We start from the raw sequence: 21,283 nt of genomic DNA on the forward strand, positions 1-21,283 counted from the left end.
GCGCCGAACGCTAGCGGGGACCTTGCATGATCTGCATGCCCTTGAGCAGGTTGAGCGCCTGTGTCAGTTGATAGTCCTTCTTCGAAGCAAGCTCGCGGCTCGGCAGTTCGGCTGCTTCCTCCGCGTCGTCCTTCTGGCTGCTGGGCTTCGGTTTGGCGGTGCTCTTCGCCGGAGCCGCTTTGGCCGGCGCTTCCTTGGCCGGCTGGGGCGTATCCTTGCTTGCGTCCAGGTGATGTTCGAGATTGGCTTCGCGTACGCGTTGCGCCGATCCGCCGTTGGCCGTCTCTTCGACGACGATGTCGGGAACGATTCCCTTGGCCTGGATCGAACGGCCCGAGGGCGTGAAATAGCGGGCCGTCGTCAGCTTGATGGCGGTATTTCCGGGCAGGGGCAGTACGGTCTGCACCGAGCCTTTGCCGAAAGTCGTCGTACCGAGGACGATGGCGCGCTTGTGATCCTGCAGCGCGCCGGCGACGATCTCGGACGCCGAGGCCGAACCGCCGTTGACCAGGACGACCATCGACACCTTGCGCGCTTCCGGCGGCAAAGCCTTCAGGTAATCGTCGCGGCCGCCGCGCAGATAGTCGGTCGGCGATGCGTAATAGCGATGCTTGGCGTCCGGCGTGCGCCCGTCGGTCGAGGTGACCAGCGTATCCGGTGGCAGGAAAGCAGCCGATACGCCGACGGCGTTGTTCAGCAGGCCACCCGGGTCGTTGCGCAGGTCGAGCACCAGGCCTTTCAGCGGACCCGGTTTGAACAGGTCGCCCAGGTGCTTGACGACGGCCGCGCCGGTGTTCTCCTGAAAGGACGTGATGCGCAGATAGCCATAGCCGTCTTCGACCAGTTTCGACTTGACGCTCTGCACCTTGATGACTTCGCGCGTCAGCGTCACCTCGATCGGCTTGGCTTCGCCCTTGCGCATGATCGACAGCCTGATCTGCGACCTCGGCTTGCCGCGCATGCGCTTGACCGCCTCGTTCAAGGTCAGGCCCTTGACCAGCGTATCGTCGATCTTGAAGATCAGGTCACCACTCTTGACGCCGGCGCGATAGGCCGGCGTGTCCTCGATTGGCGAGACGACCTTGACCAGGCCATCTTCCATGCCGACCTCGATGCCGATGCCGCCAAATTCGCCTTGCGTGCCGACCTGCAAATCCTTGAAGGCGTCGGCGTCGAGGTAGCTCGAGTGCGGGTCGAGATTTGAAACCATTCCGCTGATCGCGTGCGTGATCAGCTTCTTGTCTTCGACCGGCTCGACGTAGCCGGTCTTGATCGCATTGAAGACTTCGGCAAAGGTGCGAAGCTCTTCGACGGGCAGTACGGCGCGGGTTTCCTTTTCGGCGAGCGCCGAAAACTGCAGGCTGATCAGCACACCGCCGACCACTCCGGCGCACACCAGTCCGGCCTGTTTCAACTTGCCCATTGGTCTCACTCCATTGCGTCCGCTACTTCAGGTTGACCCAGCTCAGCGGGTCGAGCGGCTTTCCCTGATGACGAAGCTCAAAGTATAAACCGGATTCCGGGTTGCCACCGCTGTTGCCGACGGTCGCGATCGCCTCGCCCGGACGCACGTTGTCGCCCACCTGCTTGAGCAAGGCGTCGTTGTTGGCATAGACCGAAAGGTAGGTGCTGCCGTGGTCGACGATCAGCAGGTTGCCGAAACCGCGCATCCATTCGGCGAAAACGACGCGTCCGGCAGCGATGCTGCGTACCTCGCTGCCGCTGCCGGCGCGGATGAAGACGCCCTTCCAGGTGCTTCCTTCTTGTCGGCTGGCGCCGAATCGATTGATGACGACGCCACTGGCCGGCGCACGCAACCCGCCTTTCAAGCGCGTCAGGCCGCTACCAGTTGCCGGAACGGCTACTTCGGTGGCGCTTTCTCTCGCTTTTTGCGGCGCTGGCGCCTGCTCGGCTGCCGACTCTTCCGGTGTGCCTCGCTCGGCGGTCGGCGCCGGGTCGCGAGGCGGCGCGGCGTCTGCCGCTTGCCGGTTGGCTGCCGCCTCTGCCGGCGGGCGGCTCGTTGCAGCGTCTGCCGCCGGGCGGCTGGCTGTCGACTCGGTTGCCAAGCGCCGCTTGCCGGTGAGCGCTGCGGCCGCCTGCCGTCGCGTCGCCGCCTCTGCCGCTTGGCGACGCGCTGCCGCCTGGCGGGCCGCCATTTCCTCGGCCGCCTGCGCGGCAATGATCTTCGACAGACGATCGATCAGTTCGCTCATGCGCTTTTCGTCGCGCTGCAAATTGCCGAGCTCCTGCCGTTGCGCCGCCAATTGGTCGGCAATTCTGCTCAGAACGATACGCCGCTGCTCGCGCTGCGCGAGCAGGCGGTCATGCGCTTCCTGCTGCCGGCTGAGGGCGAGCGACAACTCGTCGGTCTGCTGGCGGGTGGCGTTGGCGAGCGCCTGTTTGTCGTGCAAGGTCGCTGCCATTGCGACGAGAAGTTGCGATCGGGCGCGACCGATGGCTTCCAGATAGAAGAGGTCGCGCGCCAGTTGATTCGGGTCGTCGCCGTTGAGCAGAAGGCGCAGGGGATCGGGATTGCCGCGTTGATACTGACGGTGAAGGAGCTTTTCGAGTTGCCCCTGTTGTCCCTTCAGGCGTCGTTCGAGCTCGCGCGAGTGCTCGTCGTGTTCCTTCAGTTCGCGCTTCAGTTCGTTGATTCGGGATGATAATTCGTGCAACCCACGCTGCGTTTGGGAGATCGTGCGATCGACGTCCTGCAGGTCGTCGGCCGAATTCCGATGCGACTGCTCGGCGCTGAGCAGCGTGCGACGCAGCTTCTCGATCTGCGCGCGCAGCGCGTTCAGCTCGTTCTGGCGACCGGCGACCTCGCTCGCCGTTGCGCCTGGCGCGTCCTTGCTCGCCGGGCTGGCGGCAGTGGTTACGCCCGCGTCAAGCACGAGGGCGCTCAACAGGCCGGCAAGCAGCCAGCGCGCGCCTCTTCGGGCAAGGGATATCATGCCGCTAGCACGCTGTCCGCCAACGCCCGGCGGCGCCATCGGTCGACGGTGAGAAGAGCGCCGGCAGGGGCGAACACGCATGCATCGAGAATCTGGTTTATAATCGACAATTATATGATAATCGGTAACTATCACCTAACGTGCCTATTCCGACCAGCATCATCGACAAGCAGGAGCATATCGAGCAGGCGGCGCGGGCGCTGAAATCGATTTCGCACCCGCTGCGTCTGAAGATCCTGTGCGTCGTTGGCGATCAGGATGTCTGCGTGCAGCAGATCGTCAGCGCGGTCGGTACTTCGCAGAGCAATATCTCGCAGCACTTGGCGATCTTGCGCGAAAAAGGCGTCTTGCTGGCCCGCAAGGAGGCCAACCGGGTCTATTACCGGGTCGGCGATGCCCGCACGCTGCAGTTGATCGGTATGATGCGCGAGGTCTTCTGCGGCGACAGCTAGGCCGGCCGAGGTCGCGCGGCGATCTTGTCGGAAATTTCTCGATGCCCGTCAGTTTCTGGAGTTGCGCTTGGAATTCATACAACAGAACATCCTCCTGATTGCCGTCGCCATGGTCAGCGGCTCCCTGCTTCTCGTGCTTTCGCTGCGCCGACCGGGCGGTGCGCGCGGCGTCACCCCGGCGCAGGCGACGATGTTGATCAACCGCGAGAACGCCGTGTTGATCGACGTGCGCGAGGCGAATGAATACGCTGGCGGGCACCTGTCGGCAGCGCGCAACATTCCTGCCGGGGCGCTGGCCGAACGGGGCGGCGAACTCGAACAGTTCAAGGACAAGCCGGTGATTCTTGTCTGCCAGACCGGTGCCCGTTCGTCGGCGGCGTGCTCTTCGTTGGTCAAGCTCGGCTTTTCGCGCGTCCACACGCTGGAAGGCGGGATCGGCGCATGGACCGAGGCTGGCCTGCCGTTGAAGAAGGGAGGCCGTCGATGAGCGAAAGGCCACGTGTTCTGATGTACGCGACTGCGGTATGTCCTTACTGTGTGCGCGCCGAACAGATTCTGCGCGCGCGTGGCGTCGGCGAGATCGATAAAGTGCGCATCGACCTCGACCCTGGCCGGCGCGACGAGATGATCGAACGTACTGCCCGGCGAACCGTGCCGCAGATTTTCATCGGCGATTTCCATGTCGGCGGCTGCGACGACCTGATTGCACTCGATCGAGCGGGCAGCTTGTTGCCCCTGCTGGCGGGCGACGGTGCGTGACGCGGCAAGCCCACAGCCACGGCCGCCCACGACGCTTGCGCCGGAATGTCCGGTTCTTACCGCCCACTCTCCACTCCCCACTCCCTAACCTGGTGAAATAGCCGACCATGAGCGAACAAGAAAACCCCGTATTTGCCATCGAGAAGATCTATATCAAGGACCTCTCGGTGGAAGTGCCGAACGCACCGCAGATCTATCTGGAACGCGAAGCGCCAAAGATCGGCATCCAGTTGCAGAGCAATGCCCAGGGCATAGGCGAGGGGCTTTTCGAGGTGACCCTGACGACCACGGTGACTTCCAAGATCGAAGAGAAGACGGTCTTCCTCGTCGAAGTCGGGCAAGCCGGCATCTTCCGCGTGCAAAATGTACCGGACGAGAACATGGAGCCGCTGCTGGCGATCGCTTGTCCGAATATCCTGTTTCCCTATGCGCGCGAAGTCGTCTCGGACGCGGTCACGCGCGCCGGTTTCGCGCCGGTGATGCTGCAGCCGGTGAATTTCGAGGCGCTTTACGTCGCCCGCCTGCAGCAGCAGGCCGGTGAGGCGGAGACCGACGGTGCAGCGACGGCGCAGTAGCGTACCGCCGGCGATGATCCGCCTGCTTGTCGTTCTCGCCTGGGCAGCAGCGGGCGGCTCCGCGCTGGCCGCCGAGTACCGCACGGTGGAGGCGGCTTCAGTGCTCTACGATGCGCCGTCGCAGAAGGGGACCAAGCTCTTCGTCATTCGCCGCGGAACGCCGGTCGAAGTCGTCGTCCGACTCGATGGATGGTCGAAAGTGCGCGACGCCGATGGCGGCTTGGCGTGGATCGAAGCCCGATCGCTGGCCAACCGGCGCAGCGTGCTGGTGACAGCGGCACGCGCCGTCGTCCGGCAAAACGCCGACGAATCGGCGCCGGTCGTTTTCGAGGCCGAGAAGAGCGTTGCGCTCGACTATCTTGATACGGCGCCGGGCGGCTGGGTGAAAGTGCGCCACCGTGACGGCCAGGTGGGCTACGTCCGGGCCAATCAGGTCTGGGGCGTCTGAATCATGCCATGAAGATTGCCGTTCTCGGTGCCGGCGCCTGGGGGACTGCGCTGGCCATCGCTTTCAGCCGTCAGCACACGGTCAGCCTGTGGGCGCGCCAGGCGAGCGAGCGACATGCTTTGCGCGCCGAGCGCGAGAACCGGCGCCGGTTGCCCGGCCACCGCTTGCCCGATGAGCTGGCGATTGCCGACGATTTCTCGGAGCTCGTCGCGAGCGCCGATCTGGTGCTGGTGGCGACGCCGCTGGCCGGCCTGCGACCGTGCCTGCGCCGCATGCGCGAGGATAGTCTGGCGCGACCCGTGGTCTGGGCGTGCAAGGGACTCGAGGCCGAGACCGGGCGTCTGCCGCATCAGATCGTGGCCGAAGAACTCGGCGCCGAGGCTTTGTGCGGTGCGCTGTCCGGACCCAGTTTTGCGGCCGAGGTCGCGTGCGGTTTACCGGCGGCGGTGACGCTGGCGGCCAACGACGTCGAGTTTGGTCATCGCATGGCGCGCGCGCTGCACAGTGCGCACTTTCGCGTTTATGCGAACGACGATCTGACCGGTGTCGAGGTCGGCGGTGGTGTCAAGAACATCATGGCAATTGCGACCGGCGTGTGCGATGGGCTCGGGCTGGGGCTGAACGCGCGCGCCGCGCTGATCACGCGCGGATTGGCCGAAATCGCCCGTTTCGGCGTGGCGCTGGGTGCACACCCGCAAACCTTCATGGGGCTGGCCGGGATGGGCGACCTGATTCTGACCTGTACCGGCGACCTGTCGCGTAATCGCAGCGTCGGTCTGGCGCTGGCAGCAGGGCGCCGGCTGCCGCAGATCCTGGACGATCTCGGACACGTCGCCGAGGGCGTCAGCACGACCCGGGAAGTGGCGCGGATGGCCGAGCGGCTGGGGATCGACATGCCGATCACGCGTGCGGTCGACGCCATCCTCTATCGTGACGAGCCGGCGGCGCAGGCGGTCGACAAACTCCTGCGGCGCGATCCGAAGATCGAAGCGAGTTGATCGTCGGCGCCTGTCTCAGGGCGTGCCGAGGAACAGGTAGAGATTGGCGTAACCGCCGCTCGATCCGGCGTTGGAATAGCCGTAGCCAAGGTAGATCGGGCCCAGCGGGGTTTCGCCGCCGATGTAGATGGCGCCCGAGGTGATCCAGCCGCGCAGATGGGTTTCAGTCGTCGGCCGGCCAACCTTGGCCGTCTCGATGGCGGCTCCCAGGCGCAGGTCGCCGCGCAGCCCCAGAGGCAGTTGGCCGACGATTCTTTCGGCGCGCAGGTGGCCGTAGCGGATATCGTCGCCCTTGAGTTGGCCGGGCGAGAACGCGGTCATGTTGAGCATTCCGCCGAGATTCCCGATGTCATGAAACGGGCGCTGCCCTTGCGGTGAACCCTGATACGACAGCCGGCTGCTCAGCACCCAGTCGGCGACCCGCGCGTGGCCGGTCGCGCCGGCGTCGAGCGTGCTGTAACTGTCGCTGCGCGAGGCGAAGTAGTGCAGGTGCGTCGACCAGCCGCTGGTCGGAAAGTACAGCCGGTCGGTCTGATCCATGTCGAGCGCCGCCGTCCAGCCGCCGTGGCGCAGCGACAGCTCAGGAAAGATGGGTAGTCCGGTGTCCCTTTCGGCGCTGTACCAGGTTTCCTTCCAGCCTGTCCGCACCTGGCCGAGCAGGCCGAGGTTGCGGCCGACGCCCAGGCGGAAAGTCTTCTCGGTGATCTTGTAGTCGGCAAGCCTTTGATCGTCGAGATAGATGCCGCTCAGGCGGCTGCCAATCTTCACGCTGCTTTCGGCGAAGTAGCGCTGCGCAGCGTCGATCGGCTGGTAGTAGTCGAGCGTGATGCCCGGCTGCGAACCGATTTCTGCCTGGCCGATGAATTCGCCGCCCAGGCTGTTGAGCCAGGTCTTGTGATAGGCGACGCGCAAGCCGTAGCTTGAATTGGCCGAGAAGTTGGTATCGAGGTTGATGCCGTAGCGCAGGTAGTCCGGTCCCCAGCTCTTTTCCAGCGGCGAGATACGCAGGATGTTTCTTCCGCGCAGACTACGGGTCAGCGCATAGTCGACCTGTTCGTAGTAGCCGTCGCCGTAGGCGCGCAGCAACTGCGAATTGACCGCCGCCGGGTCCATCCGGTCGCCCGGTCGGACTTCCAGGTGGCGCTCGACCGCCGCCGGGTTGACCAGCTTCAGTCCGGCGATTTCGATCTGATCGATGCGCGGAGCGTCGCGCCGGGCGATCTGCAAGCCTTGCGACCAGGCGGTGTAGCTGGCCTCGTCCACGGCCAGCGCGCGCAGGCGGTCGGCCGCCGCGCGAGCGGCCAGCGCGCCGCGATCCGCCGTTTCGCCGGTGCGCTGGAAGTCGGCGGCGGTGATTCCTTTGAGATCCGGTTTGAGGTAGATGTCGCCGGCGGTCAGTCTGGCCAGCGAGCGGGTGACGTTCTGCTCGGTCAACAGGTTGACCATCTGGGCCGAAACGCTGACCAGGCCGCTGATCTCTTCTGCGGTCAACAAGGGCGAGCCGACGTTGACGGCGATCACGACATCCGCCTGACAGCGTGCGCGTACCTCCTCGATCGGCACGTTGTCGACCAGACCGCCGTCGACGAGCTTCCTCCCGTCAACCGCGACCGGCGACATCAGGCCGGGAACCGACATGCTGGCGCGCATCGCCGAGGTCAGGCTGCCGCTGCGCATGACCACGCGCTCGCCCTTGACGATGTCGGTGGCGATGATCGATAGCGGCAGCGGCAGCGTTTCGATCATTCGTTCGCCCAGGTCGGAATGGACCAGTTGGTTGAAGAACAGCTTGATCTTCTGACCGGAAATGATTCCCGTCTGATACTTCACGCCGTGCGCGCCGACCCCCGTCTCCGACGCCGGGAGGAAGCGCCTGTCGGCGGCTTTGCGGCGATAGCTCTGCTCATAGAACGCGGGATCGTCGCGGAATAGATCGTTCCAATCGGCCTTGGCGAGTTCGGCGCGCATCTGTGCCGGCGTCAGGCCAGCGGCAAACGCGCCGGCGACGAGCGCTCCCATACTCGTTCCGGCGACGCAGTCAACGGGCACGCGCAGTTGTTCGAGCACTTCGAGGACGCCGATATGCGCCGCGCCGCGCGCGCCACCGCCGCCGAGGACGAGACCGACGCGCGGTCGCGGTGAATCGGCGGCGCTGGCGAGACCGGCGTCGGCCAGAAGGGCGACGAGTAAGAGGCGGAGGAACAGGCGCAGGACCAGGTTCGGTTTCATGTTGACCGTTCAGCCGGGGGGCGCAGCCTGCGCAGGGCGCCGACGAGCGGAGACCGGCTGGCCGGCCGGCCGCTCCAGCTGGCGCCGTCTGCGCACTTCAGGAACTGCACGAGAGCATCGAACACCCGGCGCGATGCCGCGCCCAATCGGGTCGTTTGGCGCTGAACGCCTGGCGTCCGGGCTGTTCGTCGTAGGGTTGGCGAAGAACCTCGAGCAACTCGTGGATCATCTGCTCGTCGCCCTGTTCGGCGCGGTCGATCGCCTGCTGCGCCAGGTAGTTACGCAGTACGTAGCGCGGGTTGACGCGATTCATCGCGGCCGCGCGCTGCGCTGCCGGCTGCCCATCCTGGCGTGCGCGCGCAGCGTAACGTGTGAGCCAGTGCGACAGATCGCCGGCGAAGCGTCGCGCCAGGTCGGCGCGATAGAACGCCGCCTGCAGCGTCGCGCTGTCCGGGCGCTCGAGGTCGACTTGCGCCAGGCCGCGGAAGAATTCGGTCATGTCGATCTCGGCCAGGCGCATCAGCTCGAACAGGTCTTCGAGCAGTTGCGCATCGTCATGCTGCCAGGCGCGCAGACCCAGCTTGGCGGCAAAGGCAGCGCAAAACTCGCCTGCATAGACCTGATCATAGCGTTCGAGGCCGGCCGCCAGATCGCTGGCGGCGGGCGTCAGCGTGCTCAGTGCGTCGGCCAGACGTTCGAGGTTCCAGTGTGCGATCGCCGGCTGACGGGCAAAGCAGTAGCGCCGGCTGGCGGCGTCGGTCGTATTCGGCGTCCAGCCGGGATCGAAATTGTCGACCCAACCGTACGGGCCATAGTCTATCGTCAGGCCGATGATCGACATGTTGTCGGTATTCATGACGCCATGCACGAAACCGACGCGCATCCAGTGCGCGAGCAGGCGCGCGGTGCGCTGGCAAATCTCGACAAACCACGCGGCGAGGCGCTCCTCCGGGCGTCCAGCGGACAACTCGGGGAAATCGCGGGCGATCGTGAAATCGACCAGGCGTTGCAGCAGTGCCTGATCGCCGCGTGCGGCAAGCAGCTCGAAGTGTCCGAAACGCGTGAACGACGGCGCTACCCGGCAGACGATGGCGCCCGGTTCGTCGACCGGGTGGCCGTCGTAGAACATGTCGCGGACGACTGTCTCGCCGGTGGCGACAAGGCTGAGAGCGCGCGTCGTCGGTATTCCGAGATGGTGCATCGCCTCGCTGCACAGGAATTCACGGATCGATGAACGGAGGACGGCGCGCCCGTCGGCGCGGCGCGAGTAGGGCGTTGGTCCGGCGCCCTTCAGTTGCAGTTCGAAGCGCTCGCCGCGTCGATTGATCGCTTCGCCCAGGAGAATCGCGCGGCCGTCGCCGAGCTGGCCGACCCAGTGGCCGAATTGGTGGCCGCCATAACAACTGGCGTACGTCGCCATGCCGGGCAGCAACGCATTGCCGGCGAGCGCGGCGACCAGCTCCGGCCGGCTGAGCAGGTCGTCGTTGAGGTCGAGGGCAGCGGCCACCTCGCGCGAATATGCGATCAGGCGCGGTGCGGCGACCGGCGTCGGGTCGACCGGCGACCAGCACGCGCCGTGCACCTGGCGCGGTTCGTTGCGCCGGTCGGCGTCGCCGGGCAGTTCGCGCAGGAAGCGATTGTCGAAAACCAGCATCCGGTTGTCAGTTCTGCCTGACCAACTGGACGATCTGCGCTGCATCGAGCGAACGCGCTCGCGTCTGCATTTCGGGCAGATAGCGCGCCTGCAGTCCGCGCGCCTCACCGAGCATGTCGTCGAACGATTGGCGCAGCATCTGCGTCGTCAGGCTCCGCCCGCCGGCGTAGTAGCGTCGTGCGACATGGCCCAGCGCATAGGTGCTGGCGAAGCTCATTCCCGAACTGACGGCCTGTTTGCCCAGGCCGCCAAGCAGTCCGCCGCCGAGCTTGCCGAGCAGGCCGCCGAGCAGTTTGCGGCCGGCCTGTTCGAGATACTGCGAGGTCAGACCGACGCCGAGCGTCGCCAGAAAGTCCTTGACATGCCCGCGGTCGAGCTCGAAGCCGTACGCCTGGCCAAGGCGGTAGACCAGCTTCATCTGCAGCGGGATGATCGCCATCGTGGACAGCGATTCGGGCAGCAGTTCAAGCGCGCCGTTGAGAATCGCCGCGTCGAGGATCAGTTTGTCGATCTCGGTCGGGCTCAGCGTCGCCGCGTGCATGACCGGCTGCTCGCCGGTCGCCGCCGCTGCACTGGCCGACGCGCCGGCGGCACCGGCAGGAGCCAGCGGCGCGCCAGCGATCGTCTCGGCCTGGCGGGCGTAGGCCGTCGACATCTCGGCATCGAGCCCCAGCGCCCGGCGCAGCTCGGCCAGGTAGGCTTGCTCCGGCGCCGACTGAACACCATCGGCGTTGCAGACGCAGACGGCCATTTCAAAGGCAAGCTGGCGCGTTTCGGGCGTGCTCAGGACGCTCGCTGCCGAGGCCAGCGAAACGCGCTTGAGCAGCACGTCCTGATAAAGCGCAGCCAGGTTGATCGTTCCTTCGCCCGCCAGTGCATCGGCGATGCGCTTGATTTCGGCACGTTCTGCTTCATCCTTGGCGCCGTCGGCAAAAGCCGCCATCAGGCTCAAGGTGAGAATGGCTTGCTGCTCGTTTTCGTTCATGCGTGTCTGTCTCCCGGTGGATGGGTCTCATGGCACAGGGGAGTATCCACGAGTTCCCGGTCGCCGGCAACTAAACTCGCCGTGCCGTCGGCGGGCGCGCCTACTCGCCGTGTCGGCCGGCGCCGCGCGCGGCGCGCTGCAGGCGATCGGCTATCGCCGCCCACGCTGGCGCTGCCGGCGGCGCCTCGACGATGATCAGATCGGCCGCCAGATTGTCGAGACGACGCAGCGCCGAATAAAGTCCCTCGGCGTACTCGGCGGGCTGGTCGGACAGGCGCTGGCTGATGCTTGCTGCCGCATTGTCGGGCAGGCGGCTGTGGCAAAGGATGGCGCAGCGCCGGCCGCCGGCGCGTGCTTCGTCGATCGCCTGCTGTACTTGCGGCGTCGGCACCACACGCAGCGGCGTGTGCGGCGCGTAGTGTGCGGCGAGCGATCCGGAAACCCGTGGCGGTGTGGCGCTGCCGGGCGCCACGGTGGGCAGCGCACCGCTCACCGCGGCGATCTGTTCCGGCGTGATGTGCCCGAGACGCAGCACGCGCGCGCCGACCGACGCCACGCACGAGAGGTCGAGAATGGTCGATTCGATGCCGATCGTGCAAGGTCCGCCGTCGAGGATCAAGGGTACGCGATCGCCCAGCTCGGCGCGCACGTGCGCCGCCTCGGTCGGGCTGATCCGCCCGAAGCGATTGGCCGAAGGCGCGGCAATTCCGCACTTTCCGCCGGCTCCGCCACCGGCGCGGGCAAAGGCGTGCAACAGCGCGAGCGCCAGCGGATGCGCCGGCACGCGCAGGCCGATCGTCGGCTGGCCGCCGGTGACGGCGAGCGGCACCCACGCTGCGCGCTTCAGGATCAGCGTCAGCGGGCCCGGCCAGAAGGCTGCAGCAAGCTTGTGGGCGAGTTCGGGAACCTCAACCGCCCATTGCTCGAGGTCGTCGGCGCTGGCCAGATGGACAATCAGCGGGTGATCGGCCGGCCGGCCTTTGGCCGCGAAGATCTTGCCGACGGCCGCCGGACTGGCGGCGTCGGCGCCCAGGCCGTAGACCGTCTCGGTCGGAAAAGCGACGATTTCGCCCGTCTGTAGCAGGCTTATCGCACGCGCCAGGGCGGCTGGCTCAATCGGCATCGCCGATACCGATTGCCGCGCGCGCCTGCATGGCGAGCCGGCCGGCGTTTTGTGGGTCGTCGTCAAGCAGCGTGAAGTGTCCCATCTTGCGCCCGGGCCGCGCGTGGTGCTTGCCGTAGAGGTGCAGCTTGAGCGTCGGAAAGGCATACAGCGCGGCCCAGTCGGGTTCGCGATAGCGGGTTCCGGCAGGTGTGCTTTCGTACCAGAGATCGCCGAGCAGATTGACCATTGCCGCCGCTGAATGTGCGCGGGTTGACGCAAGCGGCAGGCCGCACAAGGCGCGTACCTGTTGTTCAAATTGGCTGCCATGGCAGGCGTCGAGCGTGTAATGACCGCTGTTGTGCGGTCGCGGCGCCATTTCGTTGACCACCAGGCGGCCATCGACGACGAAGAACTCGACCGCCAGCGTGCCGATGTAAGTCAGGCGCTCGGCGATCGTGGCGGCGATCGCGGCCGCGTCGTGGCTCAGTTGCGGCGCGATTGCGGCGGGCGCCAGCGAAACGTCGAGTATGCCTTGCCGGTGGCGGTTGCCGGCCGCCGGAAAGCTTGCCACCAGCCCGTTCTCGTCGCGCACCAGGACGATCGACAGCTCGTCATCCAGGCGCAGTTTCTTTTCGAGCACGCAGCTTTCGCTGCGCAAGTGTTGAAACGCGGCAAGCGCCTGCTCGCGGTCGGCGACGACGGCCTGTCCCTTGCCATCGTAACCGAAGCGGGAGACCTTGAGAATGGCCGGGAAAAGCCCGGGATCTGCGGTGCGCAGGTCGTTCTCGCTGTGGATGGCGGCGAAAGGTCCGTGCGGTAGCTGATGCTCGCGCAGAAAGCTTTTTTCGGCGATGCGGTTCTGGCAGACGGCGACCGCCGCCGCCGAAGGGCGGACGACGACGAACTTGGCCAGGTAGTCCAGGGTTCCGGCCGGGACGTTCTCGAACTCGGTAGTGACTGCCGCGCAGGTTTCGGCCAACTGGTCGAGCGCGGCATAGTCATCGTAGGCAGCGACCAGATGGCGGTCGGCCAGCAGTCCGGCCGGGCTGTGCGGGTCAGGGTCGAGGACCCAGACGCGATAACCCATTTCGTGCGCGGCACCGACGAAGAAGCGGCCGAGCTGGCCGCCGCCGAGCATGCAGAGTGTGGCCGGGGGAAGAATCATCGGAGGCGACAGGGCTTGACGCGCAGCCTCACACTTCGGGCAGTTTCATCGCCATTACCTTGTCCGCCAGCGCGCGGCGAAAATCGCTCAGCCGCTGCGCCAGTTCGGCGTCGCCGCTGGCCAGCATGGCGACCGCGAAAAGTGCGGCATTGGCGGCACCGGCTTCGCCGATGGCAAAAGTGGCGACCGGAATTCCTTTCGGCATCTGGACGATCGACAGCAGCGAATCCTGTCCGGCGAGTGCTTTCGACTGCACCGGGACGCCGAGCACGGGAACGATACTTTTGGCGGCGAGCATTCCCGGCAAGTGCGCGGCACCGCCAGCGCCGGCGATGATCGCACGCAGGCCGCGTGGCGCGGCACTCGCGGCGTAGGCAAAGAGCAGGTCGGGCGTGCGGTGCGCCGAGACGACACGCGTCTCGAAAGGCACGCCGAATTCCTTGAGCAGCACGGCTGCCGCCTGCATGGTCGGCCAGTCGGAGTCGGAGCCCATGACGACGCCGACCAGGGGCGTTCCTTCAGCCATCGCGGCCAACCTTTCTTTCGGCCGCTTCCAGCGTGTTGGCGAGGAGCATCGTGATCGTCATCGGACCGACTCCGCCGGGTACCGGGGTGATCGCCGAAGCGATCTGACTCACCGCCGGAAAGTCGACGTCGCCGCACAGCTTTCCATCCGGCAGACGGTTGATTCCGACATCGATCACGACAGCGCCCGGCTTCACCATGTCGGCGGTGACAAAGCGCGCCTTGCCCAGCGCGGCGATCAGGATGTCGGCGCGGCGCGTATGGAAGGCGAGGTCGCGCGTCTGCGAATGGCAGACGGTGACCGTCGCGTTCGCCTGCATCAGGAGCATCGCCATCGGCTTGCCGACGATGTTCGAGCGCCCGAGAACGACGGCCTCCTTGCCCTTCAACTCGATTCCCGCTTCGCCAAAGAACTTCATCACGCCGTAGGGCGTGCAGGGAATGAAGCGCGCATGGCCCTGCATCAGTGCGCCGACGTTCTCGGCGTGAAAACCGTCGACGTCCTTATCCGGAGAAATGGCGGCAAGCACCGCGTCGCTGTCGAAGTGCCTGGGCAGCGGGAGCTGGACAAGGATGCCGTGAATGGTCGGGTCGGCGTTGAGTTCGGCGATACGCGTCAGGACGCGCTGCGGCTCGACATCCGCCGGGTAGGTGATTTTCTCCGAGCGCAGCCCGGCCTGCGCGCAGGCGTTGACCTTGTTGCGCACATAAACCTGCGAAGCGGCGTCTTCGCCGACCAGAATGACCGCCAGGCCAGGCTGCGCGCCGCGCGCGGTCAGCGCGTCGGCGCGTGTCTTGAAGTCGGCGCGCAGCTTCTGGGCCAGCGCGTTTCCGTCGAGGATCAGGGCGGTCATCTGGGCTATTCCTGAGACGAGAGAGGGAAGGGAGGGAAGGGAGCGGAGAGCGGGAAGCTGCAGCGGCGCCGGCTGCCGGCGCCGGCCGCAAGGGTGAAGATTCTTTTGGCGGGCATTTCCTGGCTGGCGATCAGGCCGGCGCGGCAGCTTTCTCGGCCTCTTCGGCCGCTTGCCGGCCGGCCGCGAAAGCCTTGCGGTTGAGTTCGACGAGGGCCGGCTTCTTGCTCGCAAAGCGTTGCAGAATGCAGCGTTCGAGGACCTCGGCGGGAAACGGCAGATGGTCGGAAATGGCTCCCAGCATGACCGTGTTGCCGAGCCGGATGTCGCCCAGCTCGAGCGCAATGGCCGAGGCGTCGAAGGAAACGACATGCGTGCCGGCGGCGCGGATTTCGCCGACCGGGTCGGCCGGATACGCGTAGAGCCCGAGTTCGACGATCGGTGGGACAAGACGGCCGGAATTCATCAGCACCAGCCCGCCCGGGCGCAGCATGTGGCGCCAGCGCATCGCCTCGGCTGCTTCAAAACCGAGGACGACATCGGCCGACCCCGGCGTGACCTGTGGCGAGAGCACCTTGCGGCCAAAGCGCAGGTGCGAGGAGACGACCCCGCCGCGCTGCGCCATGCCGGCGACTTCGGTCTTCTTGACGTCGTGGCCGAGCGCGATTGCCGCTTCGGCGAGGATTTCGGTCGCGGTCATCACGCCCTGACCACCGGTTCCGACGACGAGGATGTTGGTGGTCGCGAAGTGGCCTTCTTCAGACATCGGATTACACTCTCTTCCCACAAGGACAGGCGCGCCGAGCGTTACCGCAGCGTGCCGGGTTTCAGCTTGTCTTGACGATCTTGATCGGCATTGCCAGCGTGTCGACATGCACGATTGCGTCCGGTGCGCAGGGCTTCAGGCAGAGCCCGCAACCAGTGCACGCGGCGCTCTCGATGCGCACGAAAGCGAGGTCGACTTCGCGCCCGCTCGCCTTCCTGACCCGGTCGCGGCGCGTGACGTGGATCGCCGGGCAGCCGACATCAACGCAGTTGCCGCAACCGGTGCACTTGTCTTCGATCACCGTATAAGGCTTCAGCGCGTGGTAGTCCTTGATCAGCACACAGGGCTGACTGGTGATGATCACCGACGGCTCGGGGATCTTGGTTTCTTCGCGCAGCGTGCGCAGCAACACCGGCAATTCGTAGGCATTGACCAGGTGGACGCGCTCGTCGCGCACGCCGAGAGCCTTGACCAGGCGAACGAAATCGACTCGCGGCGCGTCCTCGCCGTGGATGTCGCGCCCGCTGCCCGGGTTGTCCTGGCCGCCGGTCATGCCGACCGCGCGGTTGTCGAGGAGCAGGACGGTGACGTTGCCGCGGTTGTAGACGATGTCGAGCAAACCCTGCATTCCCATATGCAGGAAAGTCGAGTCACCGATGACGGCGACGATCTTCTGGCCCTTTTCGGCGTCGCTACGTCCCTTGTCGAGGCCGAGCGCCATGCCCATCGAGGCGCCCATCGAGATGCACGCGTCGAGCGCGTTCCATGGTTGGCCGAAGCCGAGCGTGTAGCAGCCGATATCGCCCGAAATGGTGACGTTGCGCAATTGCGAGAGCGTGTAGTACACGCCGAGATGCGGGCAGGCGACGCACATCGTCGGCGGTCGCGGAAAAACCGGCAAAGCGGGGGTGGGCGCCGCCGGCGGCTCGGGTTCGCCGAGCAGGCGGGCAATCGCCGGTTTCAGTATCTGCGGCGACAATTCGCCCGAAAGGGGCAGGATGTCCTTGCCGGCGACGGCGATTCCCTGTGCCTTCAGCTCGCTTTCGATCAGCGGCTCGACTTCCTCGACGACGACGATTCGTTCGCACTGTTCGGCAAAGGCGCGCAGGCGATCGAAAGGCAGCGGATACGAGAAGCCCAGCTTGAACACGGGGGCCGCTGGAAAGCTTTCGCGCACGTGCATGTACGCCGGCCCGCTGGTAATGAAGCCGACCCGCCGGTCGCTGCCCGTCTCCGCGAAGTTCAGCTCGGAGGTCTCGGCTGCGCTGCGCAAGTTGCGCTCGCGTTCAAACATCAGCGGCAGGCGGCGGCCGGCCGCGCTCGGCACCATCACCCAGCGCCCGACATCCTTGCGGAATCCGGCGACCGCCGGCTCGCTGCGCTCACCCACCGTCACCAGTCCCTTGACGTGGCAGATGCGCGTCGTCAGGCGGAGGATGACCGGCACCTCGAAACGCTCGGAGAGGGCGAAGGCGGCCAGCGTGAACGCGTGCGCTTCCTGCGAATCAGCCGGTTCAAGCAGCGGCACGTGCGCGAAGCGGCCCCAGAAACGCGAATCCTGCTCGTTCTGTGACGACGACAGGCCGACATCGTCGGCAATCGCGATCACCAGGCCGCCGACGACGCCGGTCAGGGTCATCGTCATCAGCGCGTCCGACGCAACATTCATGCCGACATGCTTCATCGCGCAGAAGCTGCGTGAGCCGGCCATGGCGGCGCCGAGCGCGACTTCCAGCGAGACCTTTTCGTTGACCGACCACTCGCTGTAGATGTCGGGGTAGGTGGCCAGGGCTTCCAGGATTTCGGTTGATGGCGTTCCCGGATACGCCGCAGCGACGCGCGCACCCGCTTCCCAGACGGCACGTGCGACCGCCTCGTTGCCCGACATGAGAAGGCGGCTGGCTGCCGCTGGCCGCCGGGTGCTTACTGACGCTGCCGTGCTCATCGCCTCTCCTAGCGAAGGTCTTCACGCAAAAACAATGGGCTAGCTTGCGCTAACCCATGTTCTTATGGCACGCCCGGAGCGATTCGAACGCCCGACCCCTTGGTTCGTAGCCAAGTACTCTATCCAGCTGAGCTACGGGCGCGTTGCCATGGGTCGCCATTGTACACAGGCCGCCGGCGCGGCTCAAGCGGTATCTCGTCAGGCAAGCGCGGCCTGCCATGCGGGGTGGGGCAATTCCTTGCCGCCGTCCGGCTTGCCGCGTGCCCGATCCTACTCGTCGGCGCCGACCAGTTCGACGGCAAGTTCGCCGATTCCCGTGACGCCAGCGGTCAGCACGTCGCCGCGCAGCACGGTAGACACGCCGGCCGGTGTCCCGGTGAAGATCAGGTCGCCGGCGGCGAGCCTGACATAGGTCGACAGATTGGCGATGATTTCAGCGATCTTCCACGACATCTGCGCCAGATCGCCCTGTTGGCGGACCTGACCATTGACCGCCAGCCAGATCGCACCGCTCGCCGGGTGACCGACCCGCGCTGCCGGCTGAATGGCGCCGAGCGGTGCGCTTTCGTCGAAGCCCTTGCTCATGTCCCACGGGTGGCCCTTGTCCTTCGCCCGCTTCTGCAAGTCGCGGCGGGTCAGGTCGATGCCCACCGCGTAGCCATGGACGAGTTCGAGCGCGCGTGCCGGCGCGATGTCGGAACCGCCACCGGCCAGCGCGACGACCAGTTCGACTTCGTGCTGGAGATCGCGGGTGGCCGGCGGATAGCGTACTTTGCCGCCGCCGGGGACGATCGCATCCGCCGGTTTGCTGAAGAAGAACGGTGGTTCGCGCGTGTCGGCGCCCATTTCGGCGGCATGGTCGGCATAGTTGCGGCCGACGCAATAGACGCGGCGGACCGGAAACAGCGCGTCGCTGCCGGCGATCGGGACGGCCGGCAGCGCTGGCGGGGGGAAAGCGTAGGACATGAGTTCTCCTGTTCGGGAAAGGGGGTCAGACGGGATTGTCAAGATCGACGAAGTCGCAGTGCAGGCCGCAGTGTTCGGCCAGGTGTTCGGCCAGCGCGCGGACGCCGTAGCGTTCGCTGGCATGGTGCCCGGCGGCGATGAAGGCGGTGCCCGATTCGCGCGCCAGGTGCACAGTCTGCTCCGAGATCTCGCCGCTCAGATAGGCGTCGACGCCGAGGGCAATCGCCTGCTCGAAGAGATTCTGCGCGGCGCCCGAGCACCAGGCGATTCGGCTGATCGTGCAACTCGCCTCGCCGATGACCAGCGGTGCCCGCTGCAGGCGGCTGCTAACGTGCTTGGCCAGCTCGCCGAGCGTCGTCGGGACGGCGAGATGCCCGAACCAGCCGATGTCCTGCTCGCCGAAGCGGCCATCAACCCGCCAGTCGAGCTGCCCGGCGAGCTGCGCGTTGTTGCCCAGTTCGGCGTGGCTGTCGAGCGGCAAGTGGTAAGCAATCAGGTTGATCTCGTGCGCCAGAAGCAAGTGCAGCCGCTTGCGCCGGATGCCGACGATGCGCGCGTCTTCACCACGCCAGAACCACCCGTGATGAACCAGAATGGCGTCGGCATTACGTTCGATGGCCGCTTCGATGAGCCCGGCACTCGCGCTGACGCCGGCGACGACGCGCTCGATTTCAGGCCGTCCTTCCACTTGCAGGCCGTTTGGGCAATAATCGCGCCAGCGTCCTGCGTCCAGCAGGCCATCCAGATAGCGTGTCAGTTCGTCGCGCTTCATTTTTCGGCTCCCCCATTTTCCCATGCGCAGGCTCTGGCTGATTTTTGCACAAACGGTGACGATTGGTTTAGCCATTCTTTTCGTCATCACGACACTCAAGCCCGAGTGGCTGGGAAAAGAGACGGGCGATAGCCGTCCCGAGCCTGCTCCGCTACCCGCGCCGGCGCGCGTCGAGCCGGCGCTTGCCGCCACCTCGTACCGGCAGGCGGCGCAGAAGGCGCTGCCGTCGGTGGTCCACATCTTCACTGCGCAGAAGATCAAGGAGCGTCGTCATCCTTTCCTCGACGACCCGATCTTCCGCCATTTCTTCGGTGAAGGCGGTGGGGGTGGCGAAAGCCCGCGCACTTCCGGCTTGGGTTCGGGCGTGATCGTCAGTGCGAGCGGTTACGTGCTGACCAACCTGCATGTCGTCGAGGCAGCCGATCAGATCGAGATTGCCCTGAGTGACGGGCGCAACCTCGATGCTCGCCTGGTCGGCAGCGATCCCGAATCCGATCTGGCAGTCCTGCAGATCAGCGAACCCAACGGCAAGCAACTGGCTCTGCCGGCCATCTCGCTCGGTCGAATGGAAGATGTCGGCGTTGGCGATGTGGCGCTGGCAATCGGCAATCCCTTTGGCGTTGGACAAACGGTGACCATGGGGATCATCTCGGCGCTCGGGCGTTCGCATCTGGGAATCAATACCTTCGAGAATTTCATTCAGACCGACGCGGCGATCAATCCGGGGAACTCGGGCGGTGCGCTGGTCGATAGCGAGGGTCGACTGATCGGTATCAACACCGCGATCTATTCGCGCTCGGGCGGTTCGCTCGGCATTGGTTTTGCCATCCCGATTTCGATTGCCCAGGACGTCATGCAGCAGATCATCCAGACCGGCAGCGTGACACGCGGCTGGATCGGCGTCGAGGCGCAGGAGATTACCGTCGACCTGGCTGAATCGTTTGGCCTGCCGGATACCAATGGCGCGCTGATCGCTGGCGTCCAGCGCGGCAGCCCGGCCGATGCGGGAGGGATCAAGCCGGGCGACATCATGCTCGCTGTCGCCGGCCGGGCGGTACGCGACCCGCAGGGAATGCTCGACCTGATTGCCGGTCAGAAACCGGGCGAGACGGTCGCCTTTACTTTGCGCCGCCAGAAGAACGTCGTCGAAACGACCGTGCGCATCGGCAAGCGGGCGCCGCAGCGGCGCGCGCGCGAATAGGGCGGCGAGAGGGCGCTGTCGTGTGTCAGTTGCTCGGCATGAACTGTAATGTTCCGACCGACATTTGCTTTTCGTTTGCCGGCTTTCAGGTGCGTGGCGGTGCTACCGACGTGCATGGCGACGGTTGGGGAATTGCCTTTTTCGAAGAGCGCGGTTGCCGCGTCTTCCTCGATCCACAGCCTTCCTGCGCGTCGCCGGTGGCCGAACTCGTGCGCAGTTACCCAATTCACTCGAAGAATGTCGTCGCGCATATTCGCAAGGCGACGCAGGGTGCGGTCGCGCTCGAAAACACGCATCCCTTCATGCGCGAGCTGTGGGGGCGTTACTGGATTTTTGCCCACAATGGGAACTTGCCCGACTTCGCCCCCACGCTCGACGGCAGCTTCACGCCGGTCGGACAGACCGACAGCGAACGTGCTTTCTGCTGGCTTCTGCAGTGCTTGCGCGAGCGTTTCGGCTGCCGACCACCCGATCAGGCGACGCTCTTTTCGGCGGTGCACGAGTTGACTGTTGAGCTAGGCTCGCGGGGTTCGTTCAATTACCTGTTGTCGAATGGCGATTGTCTGTTCGCGCACTGCTCGACCCAGCTCAGCCATATCGTTCGCCAGGCGCCATTTGCCGTGGCGCACCTGAGCGATCAGGATCTGAGCATCGATTTCAGCGCGGTGACGACACCCGACGACCGGGTCGCGGTGATTGCGACGCTGCCGCTGACCGACAACGAACGCTGGACGACGATGCCGGCCGGCAGTCTCTGGCTGTTCGTCGACGGGGCGCCGCTACGCCAGCGGCTGACCGTTCCAGGACCGGCGCGAGTAGTCGAGGTCTGAGCGGCAAGCGGACGAGTCGCGGCGACGCGAGAAAGGCCGATGATCGGGCGGCGCGCCAGGGCCATCACGGTGCCGCCGCGCCTGACCTGGCCGGGGGGCATTC

Annotated in this window: 21 protein-coding genes and 1 tRNA gene; 8 read left to right on the top strand and 14 right to left on the bottom strand. The window is 65.7% G+C overall.

The features are described 5' to 3' along the window. Nucleotides 1-10: 10 nt before the first annotated feature. A complete protein-coding gene (locus Q1L59_RS13905) occupies nucleotides 11-1,423 on the bottom strand; it encodes a S41 family peptidase (protein ID WP_300333214.1) in 1,413 nt (470 codons plus the stop codon). A gap of 22 nt (nucleotides 1,424-1,445) precedes the next feature. Then, on the bottom strand, nucleotides 1,446-2,954 hold the full coding sequence (locus Q1L59_RS13910) for a peptidoglycan DD-metalloendopeptidase family protein (protein WP_300333217.1): 1,509 nt from the start codon (nucleotides 2,952-2,954) through the stop codon (nucleotides 1,446-1,448). 140 nt (nucleotides 2,955-3,094) lie between these two features. On the opposite strand from Q1L59_RS13910, the gene Q1L59_RS13915 reads away from it, so the two are divergent. From Q1L59_RS13915 to Q1L59_RS13940, 6 genes are all read left to right on the top strand, one after another. Continuing rightward, complete coding sequence (locus Q1L59_RS13915; protein WP_300333219.1) at nucleotides 3,095-3,406, top strand: metalloregulator ArsR/SmtB family transcription factor; 312 nt, start codon at nucleotides 3,095-3,097, stop codon at nucleotides 3,404-3,406. 67 nt (nucleotides 3,407-3,473) lie between these two features. Further along, nucleotides 3,474-3,893 (top strand): rhodanese-like domain-containing protein, encoded by a 420-nt coding sequence (locus Q1L59_RS13920; RefSeq protein ID WP_300333221.1) that lies wholly within the window; start codon nucleotides 3,474-3,476, stop codon nucleotides 3,891-3,893. Continuing rightward, nucleotides 3,890-4,165 (top strand): glutaredoxin 3, encoded by a 276-nt coding sequence (grxC, locus tag Q1L59_RS13925; protein WP_300333223.1) that lies wholly within the window; start codon nucleotides 3,890-3,892, stop codon nucleotides 4,163-4,165. The genes Q1L59_RS13920 and grxC overlap by 4 nt, the downstream gene beginning before the upstream one ends. Before the next feature lie 107 nt (nucleotides 4,166-4,272). Beyond that, nucleotides 4,273-4,740 (top strand): protein-export chaperone SecB, encoded by a 468-nt coding sequence (gene secB, locus Q1L59_RS13930; RefSeq protein ID WP_300333225.1) that lies wholly within the window; start codon nucleotides 4,273-4,275, stop codon nucleotides 4,738-4,740. Beyond that, entirely contained in the window at nucleotides 4,721-5,188 is a 468-nt protein-coding gene (locus Q1L59_RS13935) for an SH3 domain-containing protein (RefSeq protein WP_366145662.1), read from the top strand. Before secB ends, Q1L59_RS13935 begins: the two co-directional genes overlap by 20 nt. A gap of 8 nt (nucleotides 5,189-5,196) precedes the next feature. Then, nucleotides 5,197-6,186 carry an NAD(P)H-dependent glycerol-3-phosphate dehydrogenase gene (locus tag Q1L59_RS13940; protein ID WP_300333227.1) on the top strand — a complete coding sequence of 330 codons (990 nt, stop codon included), beginning with the start codon at nucleotides 5,197-5,199 and terminating at the stop codon, nucleotides 6,184-6,186. A gap of 15 nt (nucleotides 6,187-6,201) precedes the next feature. On the opposite strand, the gene Q1L59_RS13945 is transcribed toward Q1L59_RS13940, so the two are convergent. The 12 genes from Q1L59_RS13945 to Q1L59_RS14000 all read right to left on the bottom strand — a co-directional run bounded on the left by Q1L59_RS13945 (nucleotide 6,202) and on the right by Q1L59_RS14000 (nucleotide 19,149). Continuing rightward, nucleotides 6,202-8,415: a patatin-like phospholipase family protein gene (locus Q1L59_RS13945; RefSeq protein WP_300333230.1), complete on the bottom strand. Its 2,214-nt coding sequence runs from the start codon at nucleotides 8,413-8,415 to the stop codon at nucleotides 6,202-6,204. Between the two features lie 97 nt (nucleotides 8,416-8,512). Beyond that, nucleotides 8,513-10,069, bottom strand: a complete 1,557-nt coding sequence (locus tag Q1L59_RS13950) for a protein adenylyltransferase SelO (protein WP_300333233.1) — start codon at nucleotides 10,067-10,069, stop codon at nucleotides 8,513-8,515. Nucleotides 10,070-10,076: 7 nt separating this feature from the next. Further along, nucleotides 10,077-11,054, bottom strand: coding sequence for a DUF533 domain-containing protein (locus Q1L59_RS13955; protein WP_300333235.1), 978 nt, complete (start codon nucleotides 11,052-11,054; stop codon nucleotides 10,077-10,079). Between the two features lie 100 nt (nucleotides 11,055-11,154). Next, on the bottom strand, nucleotides 11,155-12,177 hold the full coding sequence (locus tag Q1L59_RS13960) for an L-threonylcarbamoyladenylate synthase (protein WP_300333237.1): 1,023 nt from the start codon (nucleotides 12,175-12,177) through the stop codon (nucleotides 11,155-11,157). Next, entirely contained in the window at nucleotides 12,167-13,324 is a 1,158-nt protein-coding gene (locus Q1L59_RS13965) for a 5-(carboxyamino)imidazole ribonucleotide synthase (RefSeq protein WP_300333239.1), read from the bottom strand. The genes Q1L59_RS13960 and Q1L59_RS13965 overlap by 11 nt, the downstream gene beginning before the upstream one ends. A 28-nt stretch (nucleotides 13,325-13,352) precedes the next feature. After that, the gene (purE, locus tag Q1L59_RS13970; protein WP_300333240.1) at nucleotides 13,353-13,850 is read right to left on the bottom strand and encodes a 5-(carboxyamino)imidazole ribonucleotide mutase; all 498 of its coding nucleotides are present in this window, start codon (nucleotides 13,848-13,850) and stop codon (nucleotides 13,353-13,355) included. Then, nucleotides 13,843-14,703: a bifunctional methylenetetrahydrofolate dehydrogenase/methenyltetrahydrofolate cyclohydrolase FolD gene (gene folD, locus Q1L59_RS13975; RefSeq protein ID WP_300333242.1), complete on the bottom strand. Its 861-nt coding sequence runs from the start codon at nucleotides 14,701-14,703 to the stop codon at nucleotides 13,843-13,845. The genes purE and folD overlap by 8 nt, the downstream gene beginning before the upstream one ends. Nucleotides 14,704-14,833: 130 nt before the next feature. Then, the gene (locus Q1L59_RS13980; RefSeq protein ID WP_300333243.1) at nucleotides 14,834-15,466 is read right to left on the bottom strand and encodes an indolepyruvate oxidoreductase subunit beta; all 633 of its coding nucleotides are present in this window, start codon (nucleotides 15,464-15,466) and stop codon (nucleotides 14,834-14,836) included. A gap of 61 nt (nucleotides 15,467-15,527) precedes the next feature. After that, the gene (locus tag Q1L59_RS13985; RefSeq protein ID WP_300333245.1) at nucleotides 15,528-17,411 is read right to left on the bottom strand and encodes a thiamine pyrophosphate-dependent enzyme; all 1,884 of its coding nucleotides are present in this window, start codon (nucleotides 17,409-17,411) and stop codon (nucleotides 15,528-15,530) included. 65 nt (nucleotides 17,412-17,476) lie between these two features. Continuing rightward, a tRNA-Arg gene (locus Q1L59_RS13990) sits at nucleotides 17,477-17,553 on the bottom strand. A 128-nt stretch (nucleotides 17,554-17,681) separates the two neighbouring features. Beyond that, nucleotides 17,682-18,377: a fumarylacetoacetate hydrolase family protein gene (locus Q1L59_RS13995; RefSeq protein WP_300333247.1), complete on the bottom strand. Its 696-nt coding sequence runs from the start codon at nucleotides 18,375-18,377 to the stop codon at nucleotides 17,682-17,684. Between the two features lie 25 nt (nucleotides 18,378-18,402). Continuing rightward, nucleotides 18,403-19,149: a Nif3-like dinuclear metal center hexameric protein gene (locus tag Q1L59_RS14000; RefSeq protein WP_300333249.1), complete on the bottom strand. Its 747-nt coding sequence runs from the start codon at nucleotides 19,147-19,149 to the stop codon at nucleotides 18,403-18,405. A gap of 22 nt (nucleotides 19,150-19,171) precedes the next feature. On the opposite strand from Q1L59_RS14000, the gene Q1L59_RS14005 reads away from it, so the two are divergent. Both Q1L59_RS14005 and Q1L59_RS14010 read left to right on the top strand, forming a co-directional pair. Continuing rightward, nucleotides 19,172-20,350: a trypsin-like peptidase domain-containing protein gene (locus tag Q1L59_RS14005; protein ID WP_300333252.1), complete on the top strand. Its 1,179-nt coding sequence runs from the start codon at nucleotides 19,172-19,174 to the stop codon at nucleotides 20,348-20,350. Nucleotides 20,351-20,370: 20 nt separating this feature from the next. Then, on the top strand, nucleotides 20,371-21,180 hold the full coding sequence (locus Q1L59_RS14010; protein ID WP_300333255.1) for a class II glutamine amidotransferase: 810 nt from the start codon (nucleotides 20,371-20,373) through the stop codon (nucleotides 21,178-21,180). The last annotated feature ends 103 nt before the right edge of the window (nucleotides 21,181-21,283 follow it).

It is taken from the genome of Accumulibacter sp., from assembly GCF_029255125.1.
Lineage (GTDB): Bacteria > Pseudomonadota > Gammaproteobacteria > Burkholderiales > Rhodocyclaceae > Accumulibacter.

Bases quoted from the DNA above. Each gene is read 5' to 3' on its own strand.
- Q1L59_RS13905 (WP_300333214.1), bottom strand. From the start codon at position 1,423: ATGGGCAAGTTGAAACAGGCCGGACTGGTGTGCGCCGGAGTGGTCGGC.
- Q1L59_RS13910 (WP_300333217.1), bottom strand. From the start codon at position 2,954: ATGATATCCCTTGCCCGAAGAGGCGCGCGCTGGCTGCTTGCCGGCCTG.
- grxC (WP_300333223.1), top strand. From the start codon at position 3,890: ATGAGCGAAAGGCCACGTGTTCTGATGTACGCGACTGCGGTATGTCCT.
- secB (WP_300333225.1), top strand. From the start codon at position 4,273: ATGAGCGAACAAGAAAACCCCGTATTTGCCATCGAGAAGATCTATATC.
- Q1L59_RS13940 (WP_300333227.1), top strand. From the start codon at position 5,197: ATGAAGATTGCCGTTCTCGGTGCCGGCGCCTGGGGGACTGCGCTGGCC.
- Q1L59_RS13945 (WP_300333230.1), bottom strand. From the start codon at position 8,415: ATGAAACCGAACCTGGTCCTGCGCCTGTTCCTCCGCCTCTTACTCGTC.
- Q1L59_RS13950 (WP_300333233.1), bottom strand. From the start codon at position 10,069: ATGCTGGTTTTCGACAATCGCTTCCTGCGCGAACTGCCCGGCGACGCC.
- Q1L59_RS13955 (WP_300333235.1), bottom strand. From the start codon at position 11,054: ATGAACGAAAACGAGCAGCAAGCCATTCTCACCTTGAGCCTGATGGCG.
- Q1L59_RS13960 (WP_300333237.1), bottom strand. From the start codon at position 12,177: ATGCCGATTGAGCCAGCCGCCCTGGCGCGTGCGATAAGCCTGCTACAG.
- Q1L59_RS13965 (WP_300333239.1), bottom strand. From the start codon at position 13,324: ATGATTCTTCCCCCGGCCACACTCTGCATGCTCGGCGGCGGCCAGCTC.
- purE (WP_300333240.1), bottom strand. From the start codon at position 13,850: ATGGCTGAAGGAACGCCCCTGGTCGGCGTCGTCATGGGCTCCGACTCC.
- folD (WP_300333242.1), bottom strand. From the start codon at position 14,703: ATGACCGCCCTGATCCTCGACGGAAACGCGCTGGCCCAGAAGCTGCGC.
- Q1L59_RS13980 (WP_300333243.1), bottom strand. From the start codon at position 15,466: ATGTCTGAAGAAGGCCACTTCGCGACCACCAACATCCTCGTCGTCGGA.
- Q1L59_RS13985 (WP_300333245.1), bottom strand. From the start codon at position 17,411: ATGAGCACGGCAGCGTCAGTAAGCACCCGGCGGCCAGCGGCAGCCAGC.
- Q1L59_RS13995 (WP_300333247.1), bottom strand. From the start codon at position 18,377: ATGTCCTACGCTTTCCCCCCGCCAGCGCTGCCGGCCGTCCCGATCGCC.
- Q1L59_RS14000 (WP_300333249.1), bottom strand. From the start codon at position 19,149: ATGAAGCGCGACGAACTGACACGCTATCTGGATGGCCTGCTGGACGCA.
- Q1L59_RS14005 (WP_300333252.1), top strand. From the start codon at position 19,172: ATGCGCAGGCTCTGGCTGATTTTTGCACAAACGGTGACGATTGGTTTA.